The following is a 24,473-nucleotide window of genomic DNA, read 5'->3' as shown; positions in this document are numbered from 1 at the left end:
CTTAATTCATTACAATTTAGATAGCCCAATCACCGTTACGGAAGATTGGAACTACTGTACCATCTTGTTTAATACCGTCAATATTCATTTCAGCTGAGCCAATCATGAAATCTACGTGTACTGTTGATGTGTTCATACCATTTGCACGTAATTCTTCTGGGCTCATTTTTGTGCCACCTTGTATAGTAGTAGGGTAAGCAGAACCGATTGCGATATGGTTTGATGCGTTTTCATCAAATAGCGTATTAAAGAAAGTAATGCCAGATTGAGAAATTGGGGATGGATCTGGAACAAGTGCGATTTCACCAAGACCCGTACCACCTTCATTGTCAAATACTAATTTTTTAATCGCTTCATCGCCTTTTTCAGCCGAAATATCAACAATTTTTCCATCTTTAAAATGAACTTCAATTCCTTCAACTAAAGTTCCAGCATAACTTAGTGGTTTAGTGCTACGAACGACACCATCCATGCGACGTGTATCAGGAGCTGTAAATACTTCTTCAGTTGGCATATTGGCAATAAACTCTTCACCTTTTGGATTATAACTTTCCGCGCATACCCAAATATGATTTTTAGGTAATCCTAAAGTTAAATCTGTACCTGGTGCTGTATAGTGTAGTGCATCAAATTGGATTTCATTTAGTTTATTGGCCTTTTCATTTAATGTTTGTTTATGAAGATCCCACGCTGCAACTGGGTCTTCTTCATATACACGACAAGTTTTGAAGATTTGATCCCATAGTGCATCTACTTGTTCTTCTGAAGTTGCAAGGTGAGGGAATACTTTTGCCGCCCATCCAGCACCGGCAGCAGCAGCTACTGTCCATTTTAAATCATCATTTTGAGTTGCTTTACGTTGTACATGGAATGCCTTACCGAAAGCACTTTGATAAGCACCAATCTTAGCAGGGTCTACTTCATTTAATAGACCTGGGTCACTTGAAATGATCGAAAGTCGGCTCACACGATGGTTTAGTACGTGGTCTTCTGACTCATCAATTTCATACTGTGGAATATCTGTTAATACTTCTGTTGGTTGATTTAAATAATGTAATCTTGTAATCTCATCATCAGACCATTTGATAATTACTTTTTCTGCACCTAATGTATAGGCTTCTTTTGTAATTAAACGTGCTAAAGGGGCTTGATCAACTGTGATTGTCATCTTTACCCAATCGCCTTTTTGTACATTTATACCTTTTGCTACTAATAGTCTTGCATACTTTTGTAAGTTTTCTTCAAAATTAGCTAACATGTGAGCACCTCCAAGTTTTACTGGTTCATTTATCTATATTAGCATAATTGTAGAAAAATTGATGTTGTAAAACTTCATTTTGTAAAACGATTTGCATAGCTACTAGCAACAAAGGATTCAGGTTTTATTTTTGGTTCCACCCCTATTGATTCTAATCGAGCTACCATTTCTTTTACAAAGACCCGAGTTTTATTTCGCTTTCCAGACCCTATATCAATATGTCCTTCAATGGTGAAATTCGCACCATTATAAATGTATGGTAAAACAATATTAATTAATTGCTCTTTATGTTCAGTTGTAAATAGTGAAACGACTTCTTCAGTTAAAGTTGTTTCATAGGAAATCCGTTCATGCAAATTTAGCATTTTCCGAGGAACTATAACTTTTCGAATACAAGCCCAAACGCCCCTTCTTTCTTGCTGAATCACAATACCGGTAATGAATTTCGTATATTGGTTGAAAACTTGCGAATCTGTGCCAAACATTAACCGAAATTTACCTGAGGGTTCTTTCTTCATAAAGTTAGTTATATGTTGGAAAACTTCATCGAAGGACATGTTCTTTTGACTTAAATTCTGAAAGGTGACACTATTCTCCTTGGTGTTTTCCATTACACCTTCCTTTCTCATGTTAATTTGTTTATACATTATATTCAATTAATCTTAAAAATAGATTCTAAAAAAGTTCCGTCTGAGAAGTCCTTTTGCAATAGTGGATTTTAAATACGAAAGGCTGTGTTAAAGATTATTTAACCTTTAACACAGCCTCTTAATCGTTATATTATTTTGCTTCTTTACGTTTTTTCGCAATATCTGCAGTTGCTGTAAATAGAACGTCTGAAGAAGAGTTAAGTGCTGTTTCACAAGAGTCTTGTAAAACTCCAATAATGAATCCAACACCAACAACTTGCATCGCAATGTCGTTTGAAATTCCAAATAAACTACAAGCAAGTGGAATTAATAATAGAGATCCACCAGCTACACCAGATGCACCCGCTGCAGAAACAGCAGAGAGTACCATTAAAATGATAGCTGTCCATATATCTACTTCAATTCCTAACGTATGTGCAGCAGATAAAGTTAACACTGAAATTGTAACTGCGGCACCTGCCATATTAATCGTAGCACCTAAAGGAATTGACACGGAATATGTATCTTCATCCAGACCCAATTTCTTACATAATGTAAGGTTCACAGGAATATTCGCAGCTGAACTACGAGTAAAGAATGCTGTAATTCCACTTTCTCTTAATGTTCTTAACACAAGTGGATATGGATTTGAACGTGTATAGATAAAAGTAATGATTGGATTGACCACTAACGCTACAAAGAACATACAACCAAGTAAAAGTGTAAGAAGTTGTCCATATTCAAGTAATGAATCAAGACCATTTGTTGCGATAGCATCAAACACTAGTCCCATAATACCTAGTGGAGCCAAATCAATTACCCATTTAACGATTTGTGTAATGGCATCAGATAAATTTGAAATGGCTGTTTTTGTTGTATCTGCTGCTTTCTTTAATACTAAACCAAGTAAAATTGCCCATGTTAAGATGCCGATATAGTTTGCATTCATTAAGGCGTTCACTGGGTTATCAACAATTTTAAATAAAAGTGTTTTAAGTACTTCCGCTATTCCGCCAGGTGGTGCTAAATCTTCTACACCTGAAGTAAGTGTTAATGAAACAGGGAATAGGAAGCTGGCAACAACACCAACTACTCCAGCTAATAATGTACCGATTGCATAAAGTCCTAAAATACTTTTCATGTTTGTCTTTTTGCCACTCTTATGGTTAGAGATAGCATTTGTTACTAATATTAATACTAAAATTGGTGCCACGGCTTTTAAAGCACCTACAAATAATGAACCAAAAATAGAAACCCATGCAACTGAATCAGGAATCGTAACGGCTAATAATACACCAACAACAATCCCTATTAAAATCCTAAGAACTAAACTAATTTGATTCCATTTTAGTATAATGTTTCTCATGTTCTCCCTCCGATGTTAATCCTGACATATACTGGTTGAGCGTACAATTGTATTACTGTGATGGACATAAGTTTATCATGGATATGTTAATTAGGGAATATCTATCGAATAATTTTTATTTTCTGAAAATAATATTTTCCATAAATTAGTATGTTGGGTTAATAACATCTAAATGTAATCTCAGCAGAAGCATTAGAAAAGGCTGTGCAACTTTACTGCACAGCCTCTAAATCAAATTATAGGTTCTCTATAAAATGTTTTATTCTCTTAATAGCTTCTTGTAATTGTTCTAATGAAGTTGCATAAGAACAACGGATATGACCTTCTCCACTTTCACCGAAAACGTCTCCAGGTACTACAGCTACCCCTTCTTTCAGTAATAACTGTTCAGCAAATTCTTGAGAGCTTAGTCCAGTAGATTTAATAGATGGGAATGCATAGAAAGCACCACCAGGGTTATGACATTCTAATCCAATTTCATTGAACGATTGTACAATGTAATTTCTACGGCGGCGGTAACTTTTAATCATTTCATCTACTTCTGGTCGACCATTTTTTAGTGCCTCAATTGCAGCATATTGCGCCATTGTTGAAGCACACATTAAAGCATATTGATGTACTTTTAGCATTGCATTTGAGATTTCTGGGGGTGAACAAACAAAACCAAGTCTCCAACCCGTCATGGCAAAGCCTTTTGAGAAACCTGATACTAAAATTGTACGTGCTTTCATTCCTTCAATTGCTGCCATACTTGTGTATTCTTCGTCGTAAGCTAGTTCTGCATAAATTTCATCGGCAATAATGAGTAAATCATATTTTTTTGCTAGATTTGCAATTTCTTCAAGTTCATGTTTACTAAGCATTGTGCCAGTTGGGTTATTTGGAGAACATAACATGATTGCCTTTGTTTTATCTGTAATGACTGCTTCTAGTTGATCTGGTTGAATTTTAAAATCATTTTCTTTTGATGCTTGTACTTGAACTGCCACACCGCCAGCAAGTTCTACCATTGGAACGTAGGCAACGAAACATGGCTCAACGACAATTACTTCATCACCTGGATCTAAGATTGTTCTCATTGCAATATCGATGGCAGAGCTTGCACCTACAGTAACAATGATTTCTTCTTTAGGTGAATATTCTACATTGAATTGGTTTTTCATATAATAGGCGATTTCTTGACGTAGCTCGAGTAAACCAGCATTTGGTGTATAAGAAGTGTATCCTTGTTCCAATGAATTAATTGCTGATTCACGTACATGCCAAGGAGTAACGAAGTCAGGTTCACCTACACCTAAAGAAATAACCCCTTCCATGCCTGCAGCTAAATCAAAAAAGCGGCGAATGCCTGATGGTTTTAGTTCGTTTACAAGTTTTGAAACATATTTACTTTTTGTTGATTCCATTATGGTGACACCACAATTCTTTTGTCTTTGTTATCTGGTTCAAAAATGATTCCATCATGTTTGTACTTTTTAAGAATGAAATGAGTTGTTGTAGAAAGTACTGAATCAAGTGTTGAAAGTTTTTGGGATACAAAGTTTGCTACTTCGTTCATTGATTTCGCTTCCACAATAACAGATAAGTCATAAGTACCTGACATTAAATAAACTGAATTTACTTCGTCAAAACGATAGATACGTTCAGCAATATCATCAAAGCCAACACCACGCTTAGGCGTTACTTTTACATCAATCATCGCGCGAACGCCTGGGTGCTCCTCAACTTTTGTCCAGTCCACAATAGAGATATATTTCACAATTACTTTGTTTTCTTCAAGTCTTTTAATGGACTCTTTTGTTTCTTCCACGCTTAGAGCAACCATCTTTGCAATATCTTCTACTGCAACACGTGAGTCTTTTTCTAGAATCTCAACTATTTCCATTTCTTTTGCAGTTAATTTCAACTTAAAAGACCTCCAAATAAGTATTTATTTTTTATAGCCAAAACTAGCGCCATTTCTATGATTGTAACTGTGTTTTTTTAGGAGCTCAAGATGTTTTCTAAGAAATTGAGAATTGTCGAATTTTGAAGTAAAAAACAATCCGTTACTAGAAAGAAATTGATAGTTAAGAAATCAATTTATGAGCTAGTAGTTACTTTTAATTAATATCTTAATTTTTACAATATTTAATACAATTAAAATTGTTTTTTATTGAATTTACAAAAGCTTTACAAAGACCCCGAAGTAAATTTACACTGCGAGTTTATTCTACAGGTAAGACAAAATACGACATAAATTTTCAAACGAATACTCTCGGAGGTAACGAATGAACATTTTAACAAAAGTCAAAATGGGGTTATTGATGCTTTCTTTGTTAGCTGTATTATCAGCATGTTCTAGTAATGGTGATAGTCAAACACAGGCATCTGATGGTGATGGATCAACAATCGCTATTTCCGGATCAACATCAGTAGGACCGCTTGCAGAAAAATTAGCAGCAAAATATACAGAGCAAGATAATTCAAACATTGAAATAAATCAAATTGGTTCATCAGCGGGAATTACAAATGCCATTAATGGCGTGTCAGAAATTGGCATGTCCTCGAGGGATTTAAAAGAAGAAGAACAAGCTAGTGGATTACAAGAAGTGGTAATTGCATACGATGGAATTGTTGTCGTAACACATCCATCTAATAAGGTAAAAAATCTTTCGTTAGAGCAAGTGAAACAAATCTTCACAGGTGAAGTGACGAACTGGAAAGAGCTAGGTGGAGATGATTTGGAAATCGTCGTTGTATCTCGTGAGGATGGTTCAGGTTCTCGTGACGCTTTCCAAGAAATTGTTGAGTATAGTTCGGGTGAATTAGTAAAAAGTTCAATTATCGCAAGTGGAAACGGAAATATAAAAACAACAGTTGCTAACAATAAACATGCGGTTGGATTTATTTCATTTGAGTATATCGATGAAACCATTTCAACCATTGATATAGATGGTGTAAAAGCAACAGCCAAAAATGTTTTAGCGCAAAAATATAGATTATCAAGGCCTTTCTTATTTGTTTATAAAAAAGGGGACTTAACGGAAGCTGGTCAGAAATTTATAGACTTTATTTTAAGTGAAGATGGACAACTAATAGCAGCGGAAGCAGGAGCTATCCCAGTAAATTAAGAAGTCACTAAACTTTTATAAAACTTGGAGGAAATAAGAGTGTCTATCCAAACAAACAGCGTAGAAATTGGTAAGTCGAATAAACGAAAGTATTTTTTAGAGAAAATATCATCGAAACTTTTCTTGATATGTGCACTTCTCTCTGTCATCAGTTTATTGTTAATTATCGGATTTGTATTTTATAAAGGGTCACATCCTTTTATCGTTGAGGGTTATAGTTTTATAGATTTTATTTTTGGGACGGATTGGGTACCGAGTGAAGATAAGTTCGGTATTTTCCCAATGATTGTTGCTTCAATTTTAGCAACAATCGGAGCGTTAATCATAGGTGTTCCGGTTGGCTTATTTACGGCAATTTTCTTAGCTGAAATAGCATCTAAAAGATTAGCAAAAATCATTTCTCCAGCAATACAGCTTTTAGCAGGTATTCCATCAGTATTATACGGTGTATTTGGATTAGCAATAATTGTGCCGTTTTTACAAAATACTTTTGGATTAGTCAAGGGACAAAGTTTATTAGCAGTCATACTTGTGCTTGCCATCATGATGTTACCAACAATCGTGACTGTTGCAGAAACAGCAATTCGTGCAGTCCCTAACACTTACCGGGAAGGTTCGTTAGCACTTGGGGTATCACAAATTGGTACCATCTTTAAAGTAGTTGTACCTGCAGCTAAATCAGGAATTATGACAGCCATTGTATTAGGTTTAGGCCGCGCAATAGGTGAAACGATGGCGGTAATTCTAGTAGCAGGTAACAGTTTAATTGTACCAACAAGTTTAACAGACAGCGTGCGCCCATTAACAACGAATATTGCTCTAGAAATGGGTTATGCAGCAGGAACACACCAAGAGATGTTATTTGCGACAGGGATTGTTCTATTCTCGTTTATCTTAATCTTAAATTTTGTTTTAGCCAAAATCAGTACGAAGGGTGGTAACTAAGTTGAGACAACTGAAGGATAGCGTATTACGTGGGTTATTATGGCTTTCAGTTTTTCTTTCTGTTGCGGTTCTCGTGATGATTGTTGGATTTATCTTTATAAAGGGTATGAATTTGATCAGTTTTGAGTTTATTTTTGGCGATTATTCACCTACTGGAGGTGGAGGAATCTGGCCGATGATTGTTACGACGATTTATACAATTGTCATCTCATTAGTCATTGCAACGCCAATCGGAATACTCGCAGCATTGTATCTACAAGAATATGCAAAACAAGGTCGTTTAGTAAAAGTAATTCGTTTTGCGACAGAAAGTTTAACAGGAATTCCATCGATTATTTATGGATTATTTGGAGCGGTGTTCTTTGTTACAACGTTAAAAATGGGGATGTCCATTATCGCTGCATCCTTAACATTAACAATCATTGTTTTACCGGTAATTATTAGAACAACGGAAGAAGCATTAAAAACAGTGCCTCAATCTTATCGTGAAGGTTCATTAGCATTAGGAACAACAAAGCTACAAACGTTGTATAAAGTCATTTTGCCGAGTGCAATGCCAGGAATTTTATCTGGGATTATCCTTTCCATTGGACGTATTGTCGGGGAATCGGCTGCAATTTTCTTAACAGCAGGTACTGTGGCGGCTTTACCAGAAAGTTTATTTTCATCAGCTCGAACGTTAACGGTCCACTCCTATTTAGTGACGCAAGAGTCGGGTGATATCGAATTAGCTGCTGCAGTTGGGATAGTTTTAATAGTGATTATTTTAGGGATTAATATTTCAGCGACTTTGATTTCGAAAAAACTTAACAAAGCAACCAATAAATAAGGAGGGCATTTATGAGTACAGCAGTAATGGAACGAAGTGAATCATTGGTGAAAGAAGAAAATCTAACAGTGAAGTTGCAATCAGAGATGAGAAGTAAAGTAGAGAAAGCATCAAAAATAGCTGTAAAAGATTTGAATTTGTTTTACGGTGAGAAACAAGCATTGTATGGAGTATCTTTGGATATCCGTGAAAAAAAAGTAACTGCTTTAATTGGTCCTTCAGGTTGTGGTAAATCGACTTTTTTAAGAACCTTAAATCGAATGAATGACCTCATTGATGGAGTAAAAATTACTGGTGATATAATTATTGACTCAGAAAATATCTATAAAAATAATGATGTAATTAAATTACGCACAAAGGTAGGAATGGTTTTCCAAAAGCCAAATCTTTTCCCTATGTCAATTTATGATAACGTTGCTTATGGTCCTAGAATGCAGGGGATTAAAAATAAAAAAGAGCTAAATAAAATTGTAGAAGAAAGTTTGCGCGGAGCAGCCATTTGGGATGAAGTAAAAGACCGTCTGAAATCGTCCGCTCTTGGCTTATCAGGTGGACAGCAACAAAGAATTTGTATTGCTCGAGCAATTGCTATGAAACCAGATGTTATTCTAATGGATGAACCTACGTCAGCACTGGATCCAATCTCAACTCTGAAGGTTGAAGAACTAATTACTAATATGAAAAAAGATTATACGATTGTAATTGTTACACACAACATGCAACAAGCTGCACGTATTTCTGATAAAACAGCCTTTTTCTTAAATGGAGAAGTGGTGGAATTTGATGATACAGATATTATTTTTTCAACGCCAAGGGATCAGAGAACAGAAGACTATGTAACAGGTCGATTCGGATAAGGTGGGCGCATAGATGGTTATTCGTGAAAACTTCGAAAATAACTTAAAAGAATTAAAGAGAAAAATTAATGAGATGGGCGAATTGTCAATTGATGCTTTAGAAAAAGCGTTTAATGCGTTAAAAATGCGGGATGTTGAAATTGCCTTAAAAGTCATTGAAGAAGATAACGATATTGATAATCTCGAACAGGAAATTAATCAATTTGCAGTATGGTTAATGGCAAAAGAGCAACCCGTTGCAAGAGATTTACGTATCGTTGTAGTTGTTTTAAAGATTTCGAATAATATTGAACGAATTGCGGATTTCGCCGTTAATATTGCAAAATCAACTATCAAGATTGGGCAAGCAAATAGTTTATTAGATCTTACGGATTTAGAGAAGATGAAAGATATCTCAATCCTGATGTTGAAAAAATCACTTAAATCTTTCTTAGAAGAAGATATTGCCTTAGCTAAGGAAGTGGGCGACTTAGAGGATGAGGTAGATGAACTTAATATTGAAACATATAAGAAACTGACAGGTTATTTAAGTGAACATCCAGAAGAAACAAACCAGCTCGTTCAATTACTTTTTGTGAATCGGTATTTAGAACGCGTGGCAGATCATATACAAATATCGCCGAGAGCACAGCCTATATAATTAAAGGTCAAATGTTTGATTTTAATCCATAATCATTGAAGCCAAACTTGTTTTATTGTGAGTTTGGCTTTTATTTTGATATGCGCATTTGGAATGAGGGACATATTAGCAGTACAATTTGCTCCGAGTGTTCTTCATACGCGTGATGAAGGATAAATCATAAGCGAAGGCGAGCTCTAGTGACCTTCAAGAGCGTAATGAAGGTCAAATCACATGTAAAAGAGTGCTCTAGTGACCTTCATACCCTTAATGAAGGACAAATCACATGTGAAAAAGTGCTCCAGTGACCTTCATACCCTTAATGAAGGACAAATCGCATGTGAAAGAGAGCTCCAGTGACCTTCATACCCTTAATGAAGGACAAATCGCATGTGAAAGAGTGCCCCAGTGACTTTCATACCCTTAATGAAGGTCAAATCACATGTGAAAGAGTGCTCTAGTGACCTTCATATCCGCAATAAAACCAAATCACCAGCAAAGCATAGTACCCATAACAAAAATCCTAACCTCACAATCGAGAGTTAGGATTTTCTACATTATAAATTTTTCAAAATTGTATTCTTCACTTCTTCAAGGGTAGATGTTCCGCCTAAGTCCCTTGTTTTCACACCTGAAGCCAAAGTTGCTTCAATCGCATTTAAAACTTTTATTCCAGCATGTTGGTGGCCTAAGAAATCTAGCATCATTTTACCTGTCCAAATTTGGCCAATTGGGTTCGCAACGCCTTGTCCTGCAATATCCGGGGCAGAGCCATGTACAGGTTCGAACATGGAAGGGTATTCTCTTTCGATATTTAAATTTGCAGCTGGCGCAATACCGATACTTCCCATAATTGCGCCACCTAAATCCGTTAATATATCGCCAAATAAATTAGAAGCAACAATTACATCAAATGCATGGGGCTTCATTACAAAGAATGCAGCTAGTGCATCAATATGATTGACTGCAGTATCAATGTCTGGGTAGTCCTTTTTAACTTCATCAAATATTTCATCCCAGAATGGCATGGAATACGTTAGGCCGTTTGATTTTGTAGCACTTGTTACATGCTGACGAGAGTTCTTTGCTATTTCAAAGGCGTAGCGCATTGCACGTTCTGTACCTTTCCTTGTGAAAATGGCGTTTTGAATAGCAATTTCGTCTGCTCCTTGATGAATGCGACCACCACTATCGGAATATTCACCTTCTGAATTTTCACGAACAACCGTTATATCAAAGTTTTGTGGATCTCTTAATGGTGATTGAAGACCTTGTAGCAGTTTTGCAGGGCGAACATTAATAGATTGTTTTAGCTCTCGGCGAATTTTAATTAACAGACCCCAAAGTGAAATATGATCAGGTACGAGCTCAGGCATCCCAACTGCACCTAAAAAGATTTGATCATACTTTTTAAGGGTTTCAATTCCGTCTTCTGGCATCATTTCGCCATGTTCTAAATAATAATCGCAACCCCATGGAAAGTATGTCCATTCAAATTGGAAGCCTCCATCAAGTTTCGCCACAGTATCTAGCACTTCAATTGCTGCTGGGACAACTTCTTTGCCAATTCCATCCCCCGGGATTACGGCAATTTTATATGTTTTCATTATTAAAACTTCCTTTATATAGAATTTTCAATCTATTAAAATATAACTTAAATTAAAAATGAAAAATACTATTTTTAATGAACAAAAATTTTGATTATTTTTAATTTGTAAGGATTTAGTTATACTAATAATCAGTCAATTATCTTATGAGGTGATAATTTGAAAGGAAATGAATTGAAGTGGGCACTAGCCATTTTGATAATGATTTTGCTAGCATACATACTTCCATATACGTTATTAACAGATGTAGCAAAATGGTACGGTAGTTTTTTAATATGGACAGTGCTGACATGTATTGTAATAGGGATTAATTTTTTCTTAACAAAGGATTGGAAGTGAAGAAATGACAACATCTATGGTCTGGTGGGGAATTGTAGTATATATCCTCATTGCATTGTTTGTTGCCTATTTATCTAGAAGTGGTAAGCAGACAAATATGGGGAGTTATTTTTTAGGCGATCGGAAGATGGGTGGGATTGTATCTGCCTTAAGTTATAGTGCGACAACTTATAGTGCCTTTATGTTAGTAGGGTTAGCAGGGTTAACCTACAATGGTGGTGTTGGTGCAATTGGATTTGAATTAATTTACTTAATGGGTGTTTCTCTAGTAGCCTTCTTTGGTCCACGATTCTGGGTGGTAGGGAAGAAATATGGTTATATTACGCCTTCTGAAATGTTAGGCGATCGTTATGATAATAAGATGGTAGCTCTTGTCGTTTCGATTACAAGTTGTGTATTTTTAATACCCTATAGTGCTGTACAACTTTCCGGTGTCGGCTATTTATTACAAGGTATGACGAATAATGAAATCTCCTATTCAACAGGTGTAATTATTGCCACAATTGTTGCCATTGTATTTTCGTATATTGCTGGAATTCGTTCCGTTGCATGGACGGATTCACTGCAAGCTGTTTTCATGATTATTACATCAACGGTTGTAGTACTTATATTAATCAATAGCTTAGGGGGATTTAGTGACTTTTTCGGTGCTATTGAATCAACGAAACCAGAGCATTTAGCAGTACCTGGAAATGGTTTTTGGAGTTTTACAACATTTATAGGAATGACGATACCGTGGTTCTTCTTTAGTTTATCAAATCCACAGGTTAGTCAGCGATTATTTATGCCAGCCTCTTTAAAAAGTCTCCGTATCATGCTTATGGGCTTTATGATATTTGGATTAATTTATACACTAGTTGCAGTGATTTGGGGATTCTCAGCAGTTGTGATGTTCCCAAATTTAGAAAAGGCGGATTTGGCAACTCCAATGGTATTATCGTCTGATGCAGTACCACCAGTTTTAGGGGTAATCGTGATGGTCGGAATCATGGCAGCAGCAATCTCTACAATTGATTCAATCTTGCTAACTCTCTCATCCTTATTTGCAAGGGATGTCTATAGTCAGGTCAAAAAGAATTCTACTGACGCCATGCAATTGCGAGTTGGAAAAATTGTTATTCCGATAATTGCTATATTAGCTTATCTATTTGCTGAAATGGAGTTAGATTTAATAGCGGTTTTATCTGTTGCTTCCTCTGCGGGATTACTTGTTGTAGTACCTTCTATTATTGGAACATTCTTCTGGAAACGTGGAACAGCAGCAGGGGTGTTATCGAGTGTCATGATAAGTGGTGTAGTTGTTATTATACTTGAACTGTTCAAATATAAACCATTTGGACTTGCTTCAGGGGTATGGGGAATCTCACTTTCAACAATATTATTTATTGTAGTGAGTTTAATGACAAAAGCTCCTGAAGCAAAAGCAAATGAATTTTTAAAAAGTGTCAAAATCGAATTGAATAAGTTTAAATAATAGTAGCCCGGAAATCTTGTGTAGATTTTCGGGCTTTGTAAATATCAATTAATAAAACGAAATACTGTGGAATAAAGTGAAAGAAAAGTGTGATAAGGGGTTGAATTAGTGTCCGATTACTTAAGAAGTGCCGTATTTGAACATTCCTTTTGGCTACATGTGTTAAGTGACCATAGTCGTTTTATTTATGACTCGCTATATCCTTCAGAAAAAGATGATATTTCAAAAGCGGTTTACTTCATTAAGAATTTTGATCAACTCCGTAGACAAGTAGACTCTCAAAATGAATCAACTATCGAGAACTTTACAAGAGATGTGGAAAAACTTGTAGCTGAACTAAAACAATTTAAGCTGTCCCTTATTAAACGTCATTTGCTTGGTCAAATGAATATCCATTTATCTCCTACTTTTATGAATCATATGGTGAATGAGTTAGAGGAATATCAGCTAATTTTAAGTTATTTAAAAGTTAAAAAAGTGCCGCCTATTTTTCATGAATTACATCATCATTTAGTATGGCTAGTTGATGCTGCTGGTCATGCTGGGGCAATTAATGATCAACTCGATGGTGTTGAAAAAAGGTTAAAGGAAAAAAGTTATGAATTTACGAAACAATTTGAACAATTTTATTTAAAAGCGGTTGAGTTAACCGGATATTTGCGTAGTAATGTGAAGAGATTCCCCGCATTAAAAAAATTTAATCATGATGTGGAAGTGGAAATGGGCTTATTTAAAACCTTTTTAAACGAGCTTAAGGAAATGGAATTGAGCGCTGAAATTCTTGGAACATTTACAGCTTCCATGGCAGATCATATGGCAAGGGAAGAACAATATTACTTAACGAAATTAATGCAATCATCAAATGCAAAAGCCAAATAATAAAAGCGTCTCACTCGCTGAGACGCTTTTGCTATTTACGCATTTACTGTTTCAATTGTATTTAAAACTTTTTGAAGATTGTTTAATTCTTCGTTGTTTAGTGGAATCATTGGTAAACGAACGCCACCAACATTCACTCCATTTAGGTTTAATGCAGCTTTTACTGATGTTGGGTTTGGTGTAGCAAATAATACTTTCATAACTGGTAATAGTCTGCGGTGATCACGTGCTGCTTCTTGTAAATTACCACTTAAGAATTTTTGAATCATTGATTGCATTTCATTACCAATAATATGAGATGCAACTGAGATTACACCAGCTCCACCGATTGAAAGTGCTGGAATCGTTAAACCATCATCACCACTATATAATGTGAAATGTTCTGGTGTTTTTTCAATAATCTCTGCCATTGCATCTAAATTACCGCTTGCTTCTTTAATCGCTACGATATTTTTAATTTCTGATAGTCGAACAACTGTATCAACAGAAATGTTAACGACACTACGACCTGGAACGTTATATAAAATAATAGGCAATACAGTACTTTCAGCGATTGCTTTGAAGTGTTGATATAATCCTTCTTGCGATGGCTTGTTATAGTATGGAGCAACAAGCATAACCGCATCAACTCCTGCACTTTCAGCAGCTCTTGTTAGTTCAATTGATGCTTTTGTGTTGTACGAACCAGTACCAGCAATAACAGGAATTCGACCATTCACTACTTTTACTGCGAAATTAAATAGTTGAACTTTTTCTTCTTCGCTTAATGTTGGTGACTCACCAGTTGTACCTGATACGACTAATCCATCAGTACCGTTTGCAATTAAATAATTAATTAAGTTTTCAGTTGCCTGCCAATCAATTTCACCATTTTGATCAAAAGGAGTTACCATAGCAGTTAAAATTTTTCCGAAATTCATTCTTCTCCACATCCTCATCATTTTTATAATCGAATAGAGGGAGAAGGGCGTTAATGTATAAACGCAAAAAAGCAATAACGAGGACTCGTTATTGCTTAGAAATAAAAATCATTTCCTTGCGTAAGATAGCCCTCCATATAGTAAAACCTATATGACAGTTCTGCATTTATTCAACAACAGAACCAGCTTCAAGATTAAATGAGCATCTTGTAGCTTCGGCAAATTCCCCTTTCGACAATTGTCAACGGACCTCATTCTCCTCGAATTGTGTACTAATGGTCTTTGCGCCTCTATCCTTACTTCAAAAGTTTTGAAATAAGAAAATATATAATTATCAATTAGTGTACATCCTTTTATAGTGGAATGCAACACCTTTTCTAAATTTATAAAAAAATTAGCAAATTCAAACTATTTAACGATTATACGAGGGAAATTGATACTTTACAGGTACTATTAACTCTGTATTAAAACATTCAAGGTGAACAATCTAAAGGCATAAGGAGGTGAAAGAAATGGCTGACCGTAGTTCAAATAAGTTACAAGTACCTGGAGCACAGGCGGCAGTTGATCAAATGAAATACGAAATTGCTCGCGAATTTGGTGTAAACCTTGGACCAGAGGATGCTTCTCGTGCGAATGGTTCAGTTGGTGGAGAAATTACAAAACGCCTTGTGCAAATGGCTGAAGCACAATTAAGAGGTCGTTCAGGACAATAAAAATATAAAATGACTAAGGGCTAATTCAAACAACTATTTTTTGTGTCAGCCTTTAGTCTTTTATTTAGTTTATTAACTATTTGTTCATTAATCATTATTATCTTAGTACTATCTATTAATACAGTTAGCTATTATTATTTTTTCCCAGAAATGCAAATTACTATATTTAAATTCCTTTCTTTGGTAGAATTGTTTTGCTTGAAAATTCTATAAAAAGAAGGGAATGGAGTGAGATGTGGAAAAAGTTAACTGCTTCTGCACTTTTGTTATCGCTTGCAGCTACGAATATTGCACATGTTGAACCTACAAGCGCAGCAGTAGATATAAATGAAGTAACACGCGGGGAATATGTAAAAAAAGTAATTGAAACAATGGGATTAGAGCTAGGTACTGGAAAAACAGTGAAATTTGAAGATGTACCGGACTCTTTAAAACCTTATATTGAAAAAGCAATCGAATTAAAGTTAGTGTCAGGAAAAACGGAAACACAATTTGCTCCAGATGACAAGATTACGCGAGAAGAGGCAATTGTCATTGTTGCAAATGCGCTACAAAAGGATAGCGACTATTCTGAAGCAGTTTTAAATAAATTTAAAGATAGTAAAGAAATACAAAAAGATAACCGTGATGAAGTTGCAAAAGCTGTTTCATTAGGTATTTTAAAAGGTTATGGAGATCAGACATTAAAACCAACAAATGTTTTATCATATAGACATATGAATACTATTTTAGAACGTTTCTTAAAGGAATATTCACCAGTGGAAGCAAATACAACTGTGTCTTTAAGAATTTTAGGAACATCGGATATTCATACGAATATTATGAACTATGACTATTACAAAGATACTGAATCTAATAGTTTAGGTTTAGTAAAGACAGCTACACTAATTAAAAAAGCACGAGAAGAAAATCAAAATACATTGTTATTTGATAATGGAGATTCTATACAAGGTACTCCACTTGGGTCATATAAACAAGCTGTAGCTGTACTTAAAGACGGGGAAGAACACCCATCGATTACTGCTATGGAATTGTTAGACTATGATGGTTCTACATTTGGGAACCATGAATTTAATTATGGATTAGATTATTTAGATGAAGTACTAGATGATGCAGATTTCCCTTATGTAAATGCAAACATTAAAGATGCAACTACTGGTGAGAATCTGTATACACCTTATGTATTGATAGATAAAGAAGTTGTTGATTCACAAGGAAATAAAACAACGATTAAAGTGGGAGTAACTGGTATTGTACCACCACAAATATTAAATTGGGATAAGTCTCATCTTGAAGGTAAAATTGTTGTAGACGATTCAGTACAAGCTGTTGAGAAGGTAGTACCCGTTATGGAAAAAGAAGGAGCAGATGTAATCGTTGTTCTTTCACATTCAGGATTAGGGGATACTACTCATGAAGTAGGGGAAGAAGACGTGACGTATCTACTGACAAAAGTAGAAGGTGTAGATGCCATCATTACTGGTCATGCTCATCAAGTATTCCCAGGACAAGTGGACGAGTCATTAACAGGCGTTGATTTAGAGCAAGGAACAATCAACGGTGTACCTGTTGTCATGCCAGGTAAATATGGCAGTCATTTAGGTGTGATAGATTTAACGCTTGAACAAAAAGGTGAAGAATGGGAAGTTGTTAACTCTAAAGCCGAAGTACGTAAAATTGCAGAAGATGCATCTGATGTGGATAAGGAAGTAGCTGCAGTTGTAAAAGAAGCCCATGAAGGAACAATTGAATATGTTCGACAAGCAGTAGGTAACACAACTGCAGATATTCATAGTTACTTCTCACAAGTTCAAGACGATCCATCTATTCAAATTGTGACAAATGCACAAACAGAATATGTTAAAGAAAAAATAAAAGGTACAAAATTCGAAAACTTACCTGTACTTTCAGCAGGAGCTCCATTTAAAGCAGGTACTCGTAGCGATCCTGACTATTACACATTTGTTCCAAAAGGTGAGTTAGCAATTAAAAACGTGGCTGATTTATATTTATATGATAATACTGTAGCAATTATTAAGGTTACAGGCGCAGACGTGAAAGAATGGTTGGAAATGTCTGCAGGTCAGTTTAATCAAATTGATCCATCGAAAACGGAAGAACAACAACTAATTAATACAGATTTCCGTTCTTACAATTATGATGTGATTGATGGTGTAACGTATGAAATTGACGTAACACAACCTGCAAAATATGATGCAAATGGTAAACTTGTAAATGAAAAAGCAGAACGTATTGTTAATTTACAATATGATGGTAAACCAATTGACTTAACACAAGAATTTATCGTGGCAACAAATAATTACCGTGCAAATGGAACGTTCCCAGGTGTACGTAATGCATCTTATGTTGAAATTTACCCAGATGAAAATCGTCAAGCAATCATTGACTATATCATTGCGAATAAGACAATTGATCCTACTGCTGATGGTAATTGGAAGTTTTCTGAGCTACCAAAAGAGGCAAATATTGTATTTGAAACTTCTAAGAAAGCAGTGGATGTAATTCCTCAGAATAGTAATATTCAATACATCGGTGAGGGTACTGATGGCTTTGGTAAATATTCAATAAAATAAACTCATTTTAAAGCTCTACATAAATTTACTTATGTAGAGTTTTTTGATTGGTGTTTTTCATTTTTTGTATTTCTTTCATTAAATAATTTACTTGCATTTCTAATTCTTTTATTCGAGCTTCCTCAGATGTTTTAACAGAACCGTCCTTAGAAGCGTTATTATAATTTTGATACTCTTCCCGTTGAAGTTCTTCAAGCGCAAGGTAGGAAGCGTAAAATTCGATTATCCCTCCAATTAGAGAGAGAGCACCTCCAAATGCACCTAGCTTAGCAATAAATAATTCGTTTTTACTAGAGGTATCTTCACCTTCAATATCTGTGATTGGGTTATTTACAATAGGGCGTTGATTAGGCGGAATGATAATAGGTCGATTTTGAAATTGCACGGTTCCCCTCCTCTATTGCCATTCTCTCTGTATTGTATGTCATGACAAAGTGAAAGGAGACTAAGTTAATCTTTTAAAATAAAAAAGAAGCCTAAAGACGATGCAGTCTAAAGGACTTCATACAAATAATGTTTTATGATTTATTTAAAATAAAAGAAATAGCGGTTGAAAATTTATATTGTCGTCTAGATATACTATTCATTTTATCTAGTTCGTCTCGATTAATTAATTGAATACCGTTAGATTTTGCTAAATTTTTAGCTGGGGTAGTGTAGTATTGGTTCGTAACAACGATGCCTACATCAGCTCGATAGTGTTTAATCGCACCAGCTACTTCTTGAACAGCGCGGATACCTGCTTTTTTATTTAAACACTTAGCTTGGACGACAAATGTTTTTTTTCCCTTCTTTAAAATCAAATCTGCTCCATAATCCTTAGATTTTTTAGTTAGCTTCACCTTATATCCATGTCTTTCATAAAGCTGTTTTAAGTACCTTTCAAATTCTTGCCCTGTCATTTCATCAATTTCATGAAGCTCCAATAATTTATTTTTAGTAAAAAAGGATTTTACAAAATAAAAGATTGGTTTAAATAATTTGCTCAAAATTTTATAAACAAACATTCTCACAGGTTTATAAATACATGTAATGACGATTGCTAATAATAGATAAAAAGAAAAATCAGTTACGCTCGGTTGAACAGATAGCGAATTTAACATTGCTATCAAAATACAAAAAGCAAAAATACTAAGAATTAAAAACTCTGTTACTTTTGTTTCTTTCACTTTTACCTTTTGTTTTCTCATCGATGACATCCTTTTGCTAATATATTATGAAATTATTTTGTTTAATTAACGCTTTAATATACGTTGTCATTTTTTACAGAAATAACAATCTATAAAGTAAACAAAGAATACTTATACTACACACTGAGGTGAAAAATGGTGTATAAATTATTGTCCCATAACGACCTGGATGGTGTAGGTTGTGGTATATTAGCAAAGCTCGCTTTTGATAAAGATGTGAAGGTTCGATATAATTCCATTGCTTCTTTAAATCGTGAAATTGAATATTTTTTAGAAAATGATTCGCCAGATACTTTTTTATTTATTACTGATCTTTCACCAAATGAGGAAAATGAGAAACGATTAACTAGTCATTATGCAGAACATGAAAATATTCAACTGATTGATCATCATAAAACGGCATTACATTTAAATGAGCAAGATTGGGGGTATGTTTTAGTAGAGGATGAAGATGGCAAGCTCGCTTCAGCAACCTCATTATTTTATGAATATTTAGTATCAAACAAATATTTGAATCCAACAGAAGCGATTTCTGAATTTGTCGAATTAGTTCGGCAGTATGATACGTGGGAATGGGAAAAGAATGAAAATCAAAAAGCCCACTCTTTAAATTCTTTGTTTTTCTTAGTATCGATTGACGAGTTTGAAGAAATGATGATTGAACGTCTAAAATCAAGCGATCATTTTGATTTTGATGAATTCGAAAAGCGATTACTAAATATGGAAGAAGATAAAATTGAACGTTACATTAATAGGAAAAAACGTGAAATTGTTCAAGCAAAAATCGGAAAACATTATGTTGGCATTGTTTATGCGGAATCTTATCATTCTGAATTGGGAAATGAGTTAGGAAAGGAATTTGCTCATCTTGATTATATAGCTATGCTCAGCTTAGGTGGAAAACGCATTTCTTTTCGTACCATCCATGATCATGTAGATGTTTCGGAAGTAGCTGGAACTTATGGTGGTGGTGGGCATCAAAAAGCTTCAGGATCTTCCTTAACTGAAAAAGCATTTAAACAATTTGTAACAGATACGTTTAATTTAGAATCTCTACATGCGGATGCAAAACGTAATCGTTATAATATAAAAGAATCATCCTTTGGTACGTTATATCAAAATCGTAGAGATGACTTGTTTTTCCTATATCAGAAAAACGGAAAATGGCACATTAAACAAAATAAGAAAAAGTTATCTGATTCCTTTATTAGTTTTGCTGAAGGAGAAAAGTTCTTAAAACGAAACTTTGAAGCATGGTTAGTAAAAGATGAATTCTTTGTGGAGTATTTAATAAATGAAGTTAAAAAGAAGGAGTAGTAAATGAGTAAATCATTGCTACTCTTTTTTTGTTGAAAGAAAAGAGTATTTTTTTAAGATTTACCCAGCTTCAATAAGTAAATTGTATTGAATTTTCTTAATTTGATGCCGATTAAAAAGGTGTACAAATGGATTGTATAAGGATAAAATAGTTGAGACTTTAGTAATATAATGGTTTAGTGTAATGAAATGGATTTGATATAAAAAGTGGTGAAATTGATGAATGGAAATCCTAGTGACATTGAATATATTAATCGAATATTTAATGAACTAACTGACAATATTATTGTACTAAATAAACTTAGAAACATATTATACATAAATCCTCAAGCAATGAGGCTGTTTGAGTTAAGTAATGTTAACGAACTAATTGGACAACCAATTAATACAATCTTTGTAGACTTGTTCGATTCAGAAGAAAATAATATTTATACTGCAATGAAAAAAGCAAACGAGTCTTTCCTAGTAGATGTAAAGATAGAGCGAGTACATTTAGGGGATAACGCATACGAGATTCTTCTTTTGAAAACGATTGAACAAAATAAATTAGATGAGATTAATAAAAGGAAAATTTGCTTTTTTGATATGATGAGAAATGTTCAAAATGGCATTTTCTGTATGGAGAAAAATAAAGAGGGCCAATTTATTTATACAATGGCAGTTGGAAAACTTTTAGAGGAAATCGGTGTAGGGTGTAACACATTGATAGACAAAACGCCATCTGAAGTGTTTCCAAATGAAATCGCGCTACTTAAAGAAGAGCATTATAAGAAAGCATTCAAAGGATTTCATACAACATATGAGGTGAAGATAAAAAACAAACTTCTATATGTTGATGTCACACCTGTAAAAAATGGAAAAGAAGTTACGGGATTAGTTGGAACAGTAACGGACTTTTCGGAATTAAGAACAACGCAACAAGAGCTCCTTATTAATGAAGAAAGATTTCAAACGTTATTTAAGTATAGCCAAGACTATATCATTATCCTTAGTAAGAATGGCGATACAATTAATATGAATCCAAGTGCATTAGAATTTTTAGGATTAACAAATGAGGACATTTCAAGTTTTAGTTTATATGATATTATTCCAAGTAGTGATCAAGTACGAGTAAGAATCCATTTCGAACAAGCTACTCTAGGATATGCTCAAAATTTTGAACTTGGCTATAACCGTGAGAATGATAGAGAAGTATATTTTAATATCACACTATTTCCAATTATTGTTGATTCCAATATTCAAGGAGTATATTTGGTAGCAAAGGATATTACAGAGCAGAAGAAAAATCAATTTAGAAATGCATATTTAGCTCAGCATGATGAATTAACTACTCTTCCAAATAGAAGATGGATGGAAAGTAAACTTAATGAATCATTACAACATGCAAAACTACAGAATAAGAATCTTGCTGTACTTTATATCGATTTAGATCGGTTTAAATCCATTAATGATACGTTAGGGCATTATATTGGCGATCAATTACTGAAACAATTTGCTATGCGCTTAGTTCAGTGTGTTGGGGATAATCATGTTTCCCGTATGGGTGGGGATGAGTTTATGGTCCTGATACCAGATACAATAGGTAAAATTGAAGCGACCGAAATAGCAGATACGATTTTAAAAAGTTTAACCAGACCATTTTATATAGAAGATTTTGAATTATTTATTACAACGAGTATCGGGATTAGTATGTTTCCGTCTACAGGAAACGATGGTATAGATTTAATGAAAAAGGCAGACATTGCTTTGTATAAAGCAAAAGAATTTGGCCGTAACATGTATCAACTGTACGATGTATCGATGAATAATAAAAATTATCAATCGTTAATTTTGGAAAGAGATTTGCGAAAAGCCATATTAAATGAAGAATTTATCGCTTATTTCCAACCAAGAGTAGATGCAAGTTCAGGTAAAGTAATTGGCGCAGAAGCATTAATTCGTTGGAATCATCCGGTTGTTGGATTAATTTCTCCAGGTGAATTTATACCTCTTGCAGAAGAAACAGGACTTATCATACCAATGGGGAAATGGATGAAAAAGAGAGTATGTGAACAGTTAGTTACATGGAGAGAAGCAGGACTTCCTATCGTGCCAATTAGTGTGAATATTAGTTCTCAGCGGTTTTTACAAAAAAACTTTGCCATGGATATTCGAGAGTTATTGGAAGAGTATAATCTAGAAGGTAAATATTTAGAAATTGAAATTACAGAGAATTCAATTATGAAAAATGAAGAAACGGTAACAAAGACTTTAAGGGAATTAAAGGAACTTGGTGTGAAAATTTTTATTGATGACTTTGGTACAGGCTATTCTTCTTTTAATTATTTAAAAACTTTCCAAATTGATGGTGTAAAGATTGACCGTTCTTTTATTCAGAACATATCATCAGAATCTGAAAATGCGAGTATCACGACAGCAATGATTAAAATGGCGCAACATTTAAAATTAGACGTCATCGCAGAAGGTGTGGAAACTGAAGGGGAATTAAATTATTTACTTGAACAAAATTGTAATGAAATGCAGGGTTTCTTCTTTGGAAGACCATGCCCAATTGACGAATTTGAATGTAATTTTTTAAAAGTATAAATTTTGTTAAAGCTTAGAATGTCTTATTGGCATTTTAGGCTTTTTTCCTTGTAATCCATAAAATTGTAAATTGTTCTATAGCTCATGTATGATTGATTTAACGATAGAACTACTAGGAGTGATTTGGGGATGGAAATTGGACTAACTACCTTTGTTGAAACAACACCCGATGTAAAAACAGGTAAAGTAATTAGTCATGCAGAACGTATTCAACAAGTTTTAGAAGAAATTATTTTGGCAGATGAAGTGGGATTAGATGTATATGGTGTAGGTGAACATCATCGAAAAGACTATGCTTGTTCTACACCGGCAGTACTATTGGCTGCAGCAGCTTCACGAACAAAAAATATTCGCTTAACAAGTGCAGTTACCGTATTATCTTCTGATGATCCAGTACGTGTTTTTCAAGAGTTTTCAACGGTAGATGCCATTTCAAATGGTCGTGCTGAAATTATGGCGGGTCGCGGGTCTTTTATCGAATCTTTCCCGCTTTTCGGCTATGATTTAAAAGATTACGATGAGTTATTTGAGGAGAAATTGGATTTACTCCTTCAAATAAGAGAGAATGAAATCATTAATTGGGAAGGTCGCCACCGTTCATCTATTCCAAATAGAGGCGTTTATCCACGACCGGTTCAAGATCCATTACCAGTATGGATAGCAAGCGGTGGTACGCCGCAATCAGTAGCCCGTGCAGGTATGCTTGGTTTACCGTTAGCACTAGCGATTATTGGTGGAAGTCCGTTGCAGTTTGCAGCCCTTGTGAAGTTATATTATCGTTCCGCTGAAAAGGCAGGACATGACATTTCAAAATTAACTGTTGCATCACACTCCCATGGGTTTGTTGCCCAAACAACAGAAGAAGCGGTCGAAAAGTTCTTCCCACCGACACAATACGCAATGAATGTATTAGGAAGAGAGCGCGGTTGGGGACCATATACGCGGGACACTTTTGATTATGCTAGAAGTTTAGAAGGAGCTCTGTATACTGGTGATGTAAAAACAGTGGCAGAAAAAATTATATCACTCCGTAAAAAAGTTGGTATTACTCGTTTTATGCTCCATTGCCCAGTCGGGTCGATGCCTCATGAGGATGTTATGAAATCCATAGAATTATTTGGGAAAGAAGTAGCTCCAATGGTTCGAGAAGAAGTTGCTCGTTGGGAAGCAGCGGGAATGCCTGAAGATTAATATTGAATCAAAAGCTAGTGAATGACTCATTAGCTTTTGATTTG

22 protein-coding genes and 1 riboswitch are annotated in these 24,473 nt (G+C 34.8%); of the genes, 13 read left to right on the top strand and 9 right to left on the bottom strand.

What is annotated here, in order from left to right:
• Nucleotides 1-16: 16 nt before the first annotated feature.
• The 5 genes from NKR20_RS15300 to NKR20_RS15280 all read right to left on the bottom strand — a co-directional run bounded on the left by NKR20_RS15300 (nt 17) and on the right by NKR20_RS15280 (nt 5,159).
• Nucleotides 17-1,258 carry an aminopeptidase gene (locus tag NKR20_RS15300; RefSeq protein ID WP_253427350.1) on the bottom strand — a complete coding sequence of 414 codons (1,242 nt, stop codon included), beginning with the start codon at nt 1,256-1,258 and terminating at the stop codon, nt 17-19.
• A gap of 74 nt (nt 1,259-1,332) precedes the next feature.
• Nucleotides 1,333-1,869, bottom strand: a complete 537-nt coding sequence (locus NKR20_RS15295) for a ribonuclease H-like YkuK family protein (protein ID WP_121213176.1) — start codon at nt 1,867-1,869, stop codon at nt 1,333-1,335.
• A gap of 169 nt (nt 1,870-2,038) precedes the next feature.
• Nucleotides 2,039-3,253 carry a serine/threonine transporter SstT gene (gene sstT, locus NKR20_RS15290; protein ID WP_253427348.1) on the bottom strand — a complete coding sequence of 405 codons (1,215 nt, stop codon included), beginning with the start codon at nt 3,251-3,253 and terminating at the stop codon, nt 2,039-2,041.
• A gap of 236 nt (nt 3,254-3,489) precedes the next feature.
• Complete coding sequence (locus tag NKR20_RS15285) at nt 3,490-4,659, bottom strand: aminotransferase (protein WP_253427346.1); 1,170 nt, start codon at nt 4,657-4,659, stop codon at nt 3,490-3,492.
• The gene (locus NKR20_RS15280) at nt 4,659-5,159 is read right to left on the bottom strand and encodes an Lrp/AsnC family transcriptional regulator (RefSeq protein ID WP_121213179.1); all 501 of its coding nucleotides are present in this window, start codon (nt 5,157-5,159) and stop codon (nt 4,659-4,661) included. Before NKR20_RS15280 ends, NKR20_RS15285 begins: the two co-directional genes overlap by 1 nt.
• Before the next feature lie 364 nt (nt 5,160-5,523).
• Between NKR20_RS15280 and NKR20_RS15275 the strand changes: the two genes are divergently transcribed.
• The 5 genes from NKR20_RS15275 to phoU all read left to right on the top strand — a co-directional run bounded on the left by NKR20_RS15275 (nt 5,524) and on the right by phoU (nt 9,637).
• Nucleotides 5,524-6,366, top strand: coding sequence for a phosphate ABC transporter substrate-binding protein (locus tag NKR20_RS15275; protein WP_253427344.1), 843 nt, complete (start codon nt 5,524-5,526; stop codon nt 6,364-6,366).
• A gap of 39 nt (nt 6,367-6,405) precedes the next feature.
• A complete protein-coding gene (gene pstC, locus NKR20_RS15270; RefSeq protein WP_253427342.1) occupies nt 6,406-7,311 on the top strand; it encodes a phosphate ABC transporter permease subunit PstC in 906 nt (301 codons plus the stop codon).
• 1 nt (nt 7,312) lies between these two features.
• Complete coding sequence (gene pstA, locus NKR20_RS15265; protein WP_121213182.1) at nt 7,313-8,140, top strand: phosphate ABC transporter permease PstA; 828 nt, start codon at nt 7,313-7,315, stop codon at nt 8,138-8,140.
• An 86-nt stretch (nt 8,141-8,226) separates the two neighbouring features.
• The gene (pstB, locus tag NKR20_RS15260) at nt 8,227-8,997 is read left to right on the top strand and encodes a phosphate ABC transporter ATP-binding protein PstB (protein ID WP_253428160.1); all 771 of its coding nucleotides are present in this window, start codon (nt 8,227-8,229) and stop codon (nt 8,995-8,997) included.
• A gap of 13 nt (nt 8,998-9,010) precedes the next feature.
• On the top strand, nt 9,011-9,637 hold the full coding sequence (gene phoU, locus NKR20_RS15255; protein ID WP_253427340.1) for a phosphate signaling complex protein PhoU: 627 nt from the start codon (nt 9,011-9,013) through the stop codon (nt 9,635-9,637).
• A gap of 536 nt (nt 9,638-10,173) precedes the next feature.
• On the opposite strand, the gene NKR20_RS15250 is transcribed toward phoU, so the two are convergent.
• The gene (locus tag NKR20_RS15250) at nt 10,174-11,223 is read right to left on the bottom strand and encodes a tartrate dehydrogenase (RefSeq protein ID WP_301285943.1); all 1,050 of its coding nucleotides are present in this window, start codon (nt 11,221-11,223) and stop codon (nt 10,174-10,176) included.
• A gap of 159 nt (nt 11,224-11,382) precedes the next feature.
• Here NKR20_RS15250 and NKR20_RS15245 point away from each other — a divergent pair, with 159 nt between their 5' ends.
• The 3 genes from NKR20_RS15245 to NKR20_RS15235 all read left to right on the top strand — a co-directional run bounded on the left by NKR20_RS15245 (nt 11,383) and on the right by NKR20_RS15235 (nt 13,915).
• Nucleotides 11,383-11,562, top strand: a complete 180-nt coding sequence (locus tag NKR20_RS15245) for a hypothetical protein (protein WP_121213186.1) — start codon at nt 11,383-11,385, stop codon at nt 11,560-11,562.
• A gap of 4 nt (nt 11,563-11,566) precedes the next feature.
• Nucleotides 11,567-13,036, top strand: coding sequence for a sodium:solute symporter family protein (locus NKR20_RS15240; RefSeq protein WP_253427338.1), 1,470 nt, complete (start codon nt 11,567-11,569; stop codon nt 13,034-13,036).
• Nucleotides 13,037-13,144: 108 nt separating this feature from the next.
• The gene (locus NKR20_RS15235) at nt 13,145-13,915 is read left to right on the top strand and encodes a DUF2935 domain-containing protein (protein WP_253427336.1); all 771 of its coding nucleotides are present in this window, start codon (nt 13,145-13,147) and stop codon (nt 13,913-13,915) included.
• 35 nt (nt 13,916-13,950) lie between these two features.
• Here NKR20_RS15235 and dapA read toward each other — a convergent pair whose 3' ends face one another.
• A complete protein-coding gene (gene dapA / locus NKR20_RS15230; protein WP_253427334.1) occupies nt 13,951-14,835 on the bottom strand; it encodes a 4-hydroxy-tetrahydrodipicolinate synthase in 885 nt (294 codons plus the stop codon).
• A 118-nt stretch (nt 14,836-14,953) separates the two neighbouring features.
• A riboswitch (Lysine riboswitch) is annotated at nt 14,954-15,136 on the bottom strand.
• 211 nt (nt 15,137-15,347) lie between these two features.
• Here dapA and NKR20_RS15225 point away from each other — a divergent pair.
• Both NKR20_RS15225 and NKR20_RS15220 read left to right on the top strand, forming a co-directional pair.
• Nucleotides 15,348-15,551 carry an alpha/beta-type small acid-soluble spore protein gene (locus tag NKR20_RS15225; RefSeq protein WP_121213190.1) on the top strand — a complete coding sequence of 68 codons (204 nt, stop codon included), beginning with the start codon at nt 15,348-15,350 and terminating at the stop codon, nt 15,549-15,551.
• Nucleotides 15,552-15,784: 233 nt separating this feature from the next.
• Complete coding sequence (locus tag NKR20_RS15220) at nt 15,785-18,145, top strand: bifunctional 2',3'-cyclic-nucleotide 2'-phosphodiesterase/3'-nucleotidase (protein WP_253427332.1); 2,361 nt, start codon at nt 15,785-15,787, stop codon at nt 18,143-18,145.
• 25 nt (nt 18,146-18,170) lie between these two features.
• On the opposite strand, the gene NKR20_RS15215 is transcribed toward NKR20_RS15220, so the two are convergent.
• Nucleotides 18,171-18,530, bottom strand: coding sequence for a hypothetical protein (locus NKR20_RS15215; protein ID WP_253427330.1), 360 nt, complete (start codon nt 18,528-18,530; stop codon nt 18,171-18,173).
• 133 nt (nt 18,531-18,663) lie between these two features.
• Nucleotides 18,664-19,335: a restriction endonuclease gene (locus NKR20_RS15210; protein WP_253427328.1), complete on the bottom strand. Its 672-nt coding sequence runs from the start codon at nt 19,333-19,335 to the stop codon at nt 18,664-18,666.
• 138 nt (nt 19,336-19,473) lie between these two features.
• Between NKR20_RS15210 and NKR20_RS15205 the strand changes: the two genes are divergently transcribed.
• The 3 genes from NKR20_RS15205 (at nt 19,474) to NKR20_RS15195 (ending at nt 24,429) form a co-directional block, all read left to right on the top strand.
• Nucleotides 19,474-20,652 (top strand): DHH family phosphoesterase, encoded by a 1,179-nt coding sequence (locus tag NKR20_RS15205; RefSeq protein WP_253427326.1) that lies wholly within the window; start codon nt 19,474-19,476, stop codon nt 20,650-20,652.
• A gap of 219 nt (nt 20,653-20,871) precedes the next feature.
• Entirely contained in the window at nt 20,872-23,238 is a 2,367-nt protein-coding gene (locus tag NKR20_RS15200) for a sensor domain-containing protein (RefSeq protein ID WP_253427324.1), read from the top strand.
• Between the two features lie 129 nt (nt 23,239-23,367).
• On the top strand, nt 23,368-24,429 hold the full coding sequence (locus NKR20_RS15195; RefSeq protein WP_253427322.1) for an LLM class flavin-dependent oxidoreductase: 1,062 nt from the start codon (nt 23,368-23,370) through the stop codon (nt 24,427-24,429).
• Nucleotides 24,430-24,473 lie beyond the last annotated feature (44 nt).

This window comes from Ureibacillus endophyticus, from assembly GCF_024159215.1.
Lineage (GTDB): Bacteria > Bacillota > Bacilli > Bacillales_A > Planococcaceae > Ureibacillus > Ureibacillus endophyticus.
This window is presented reverse-complemented; position numbering and strand designations above follow the sequence as displayed.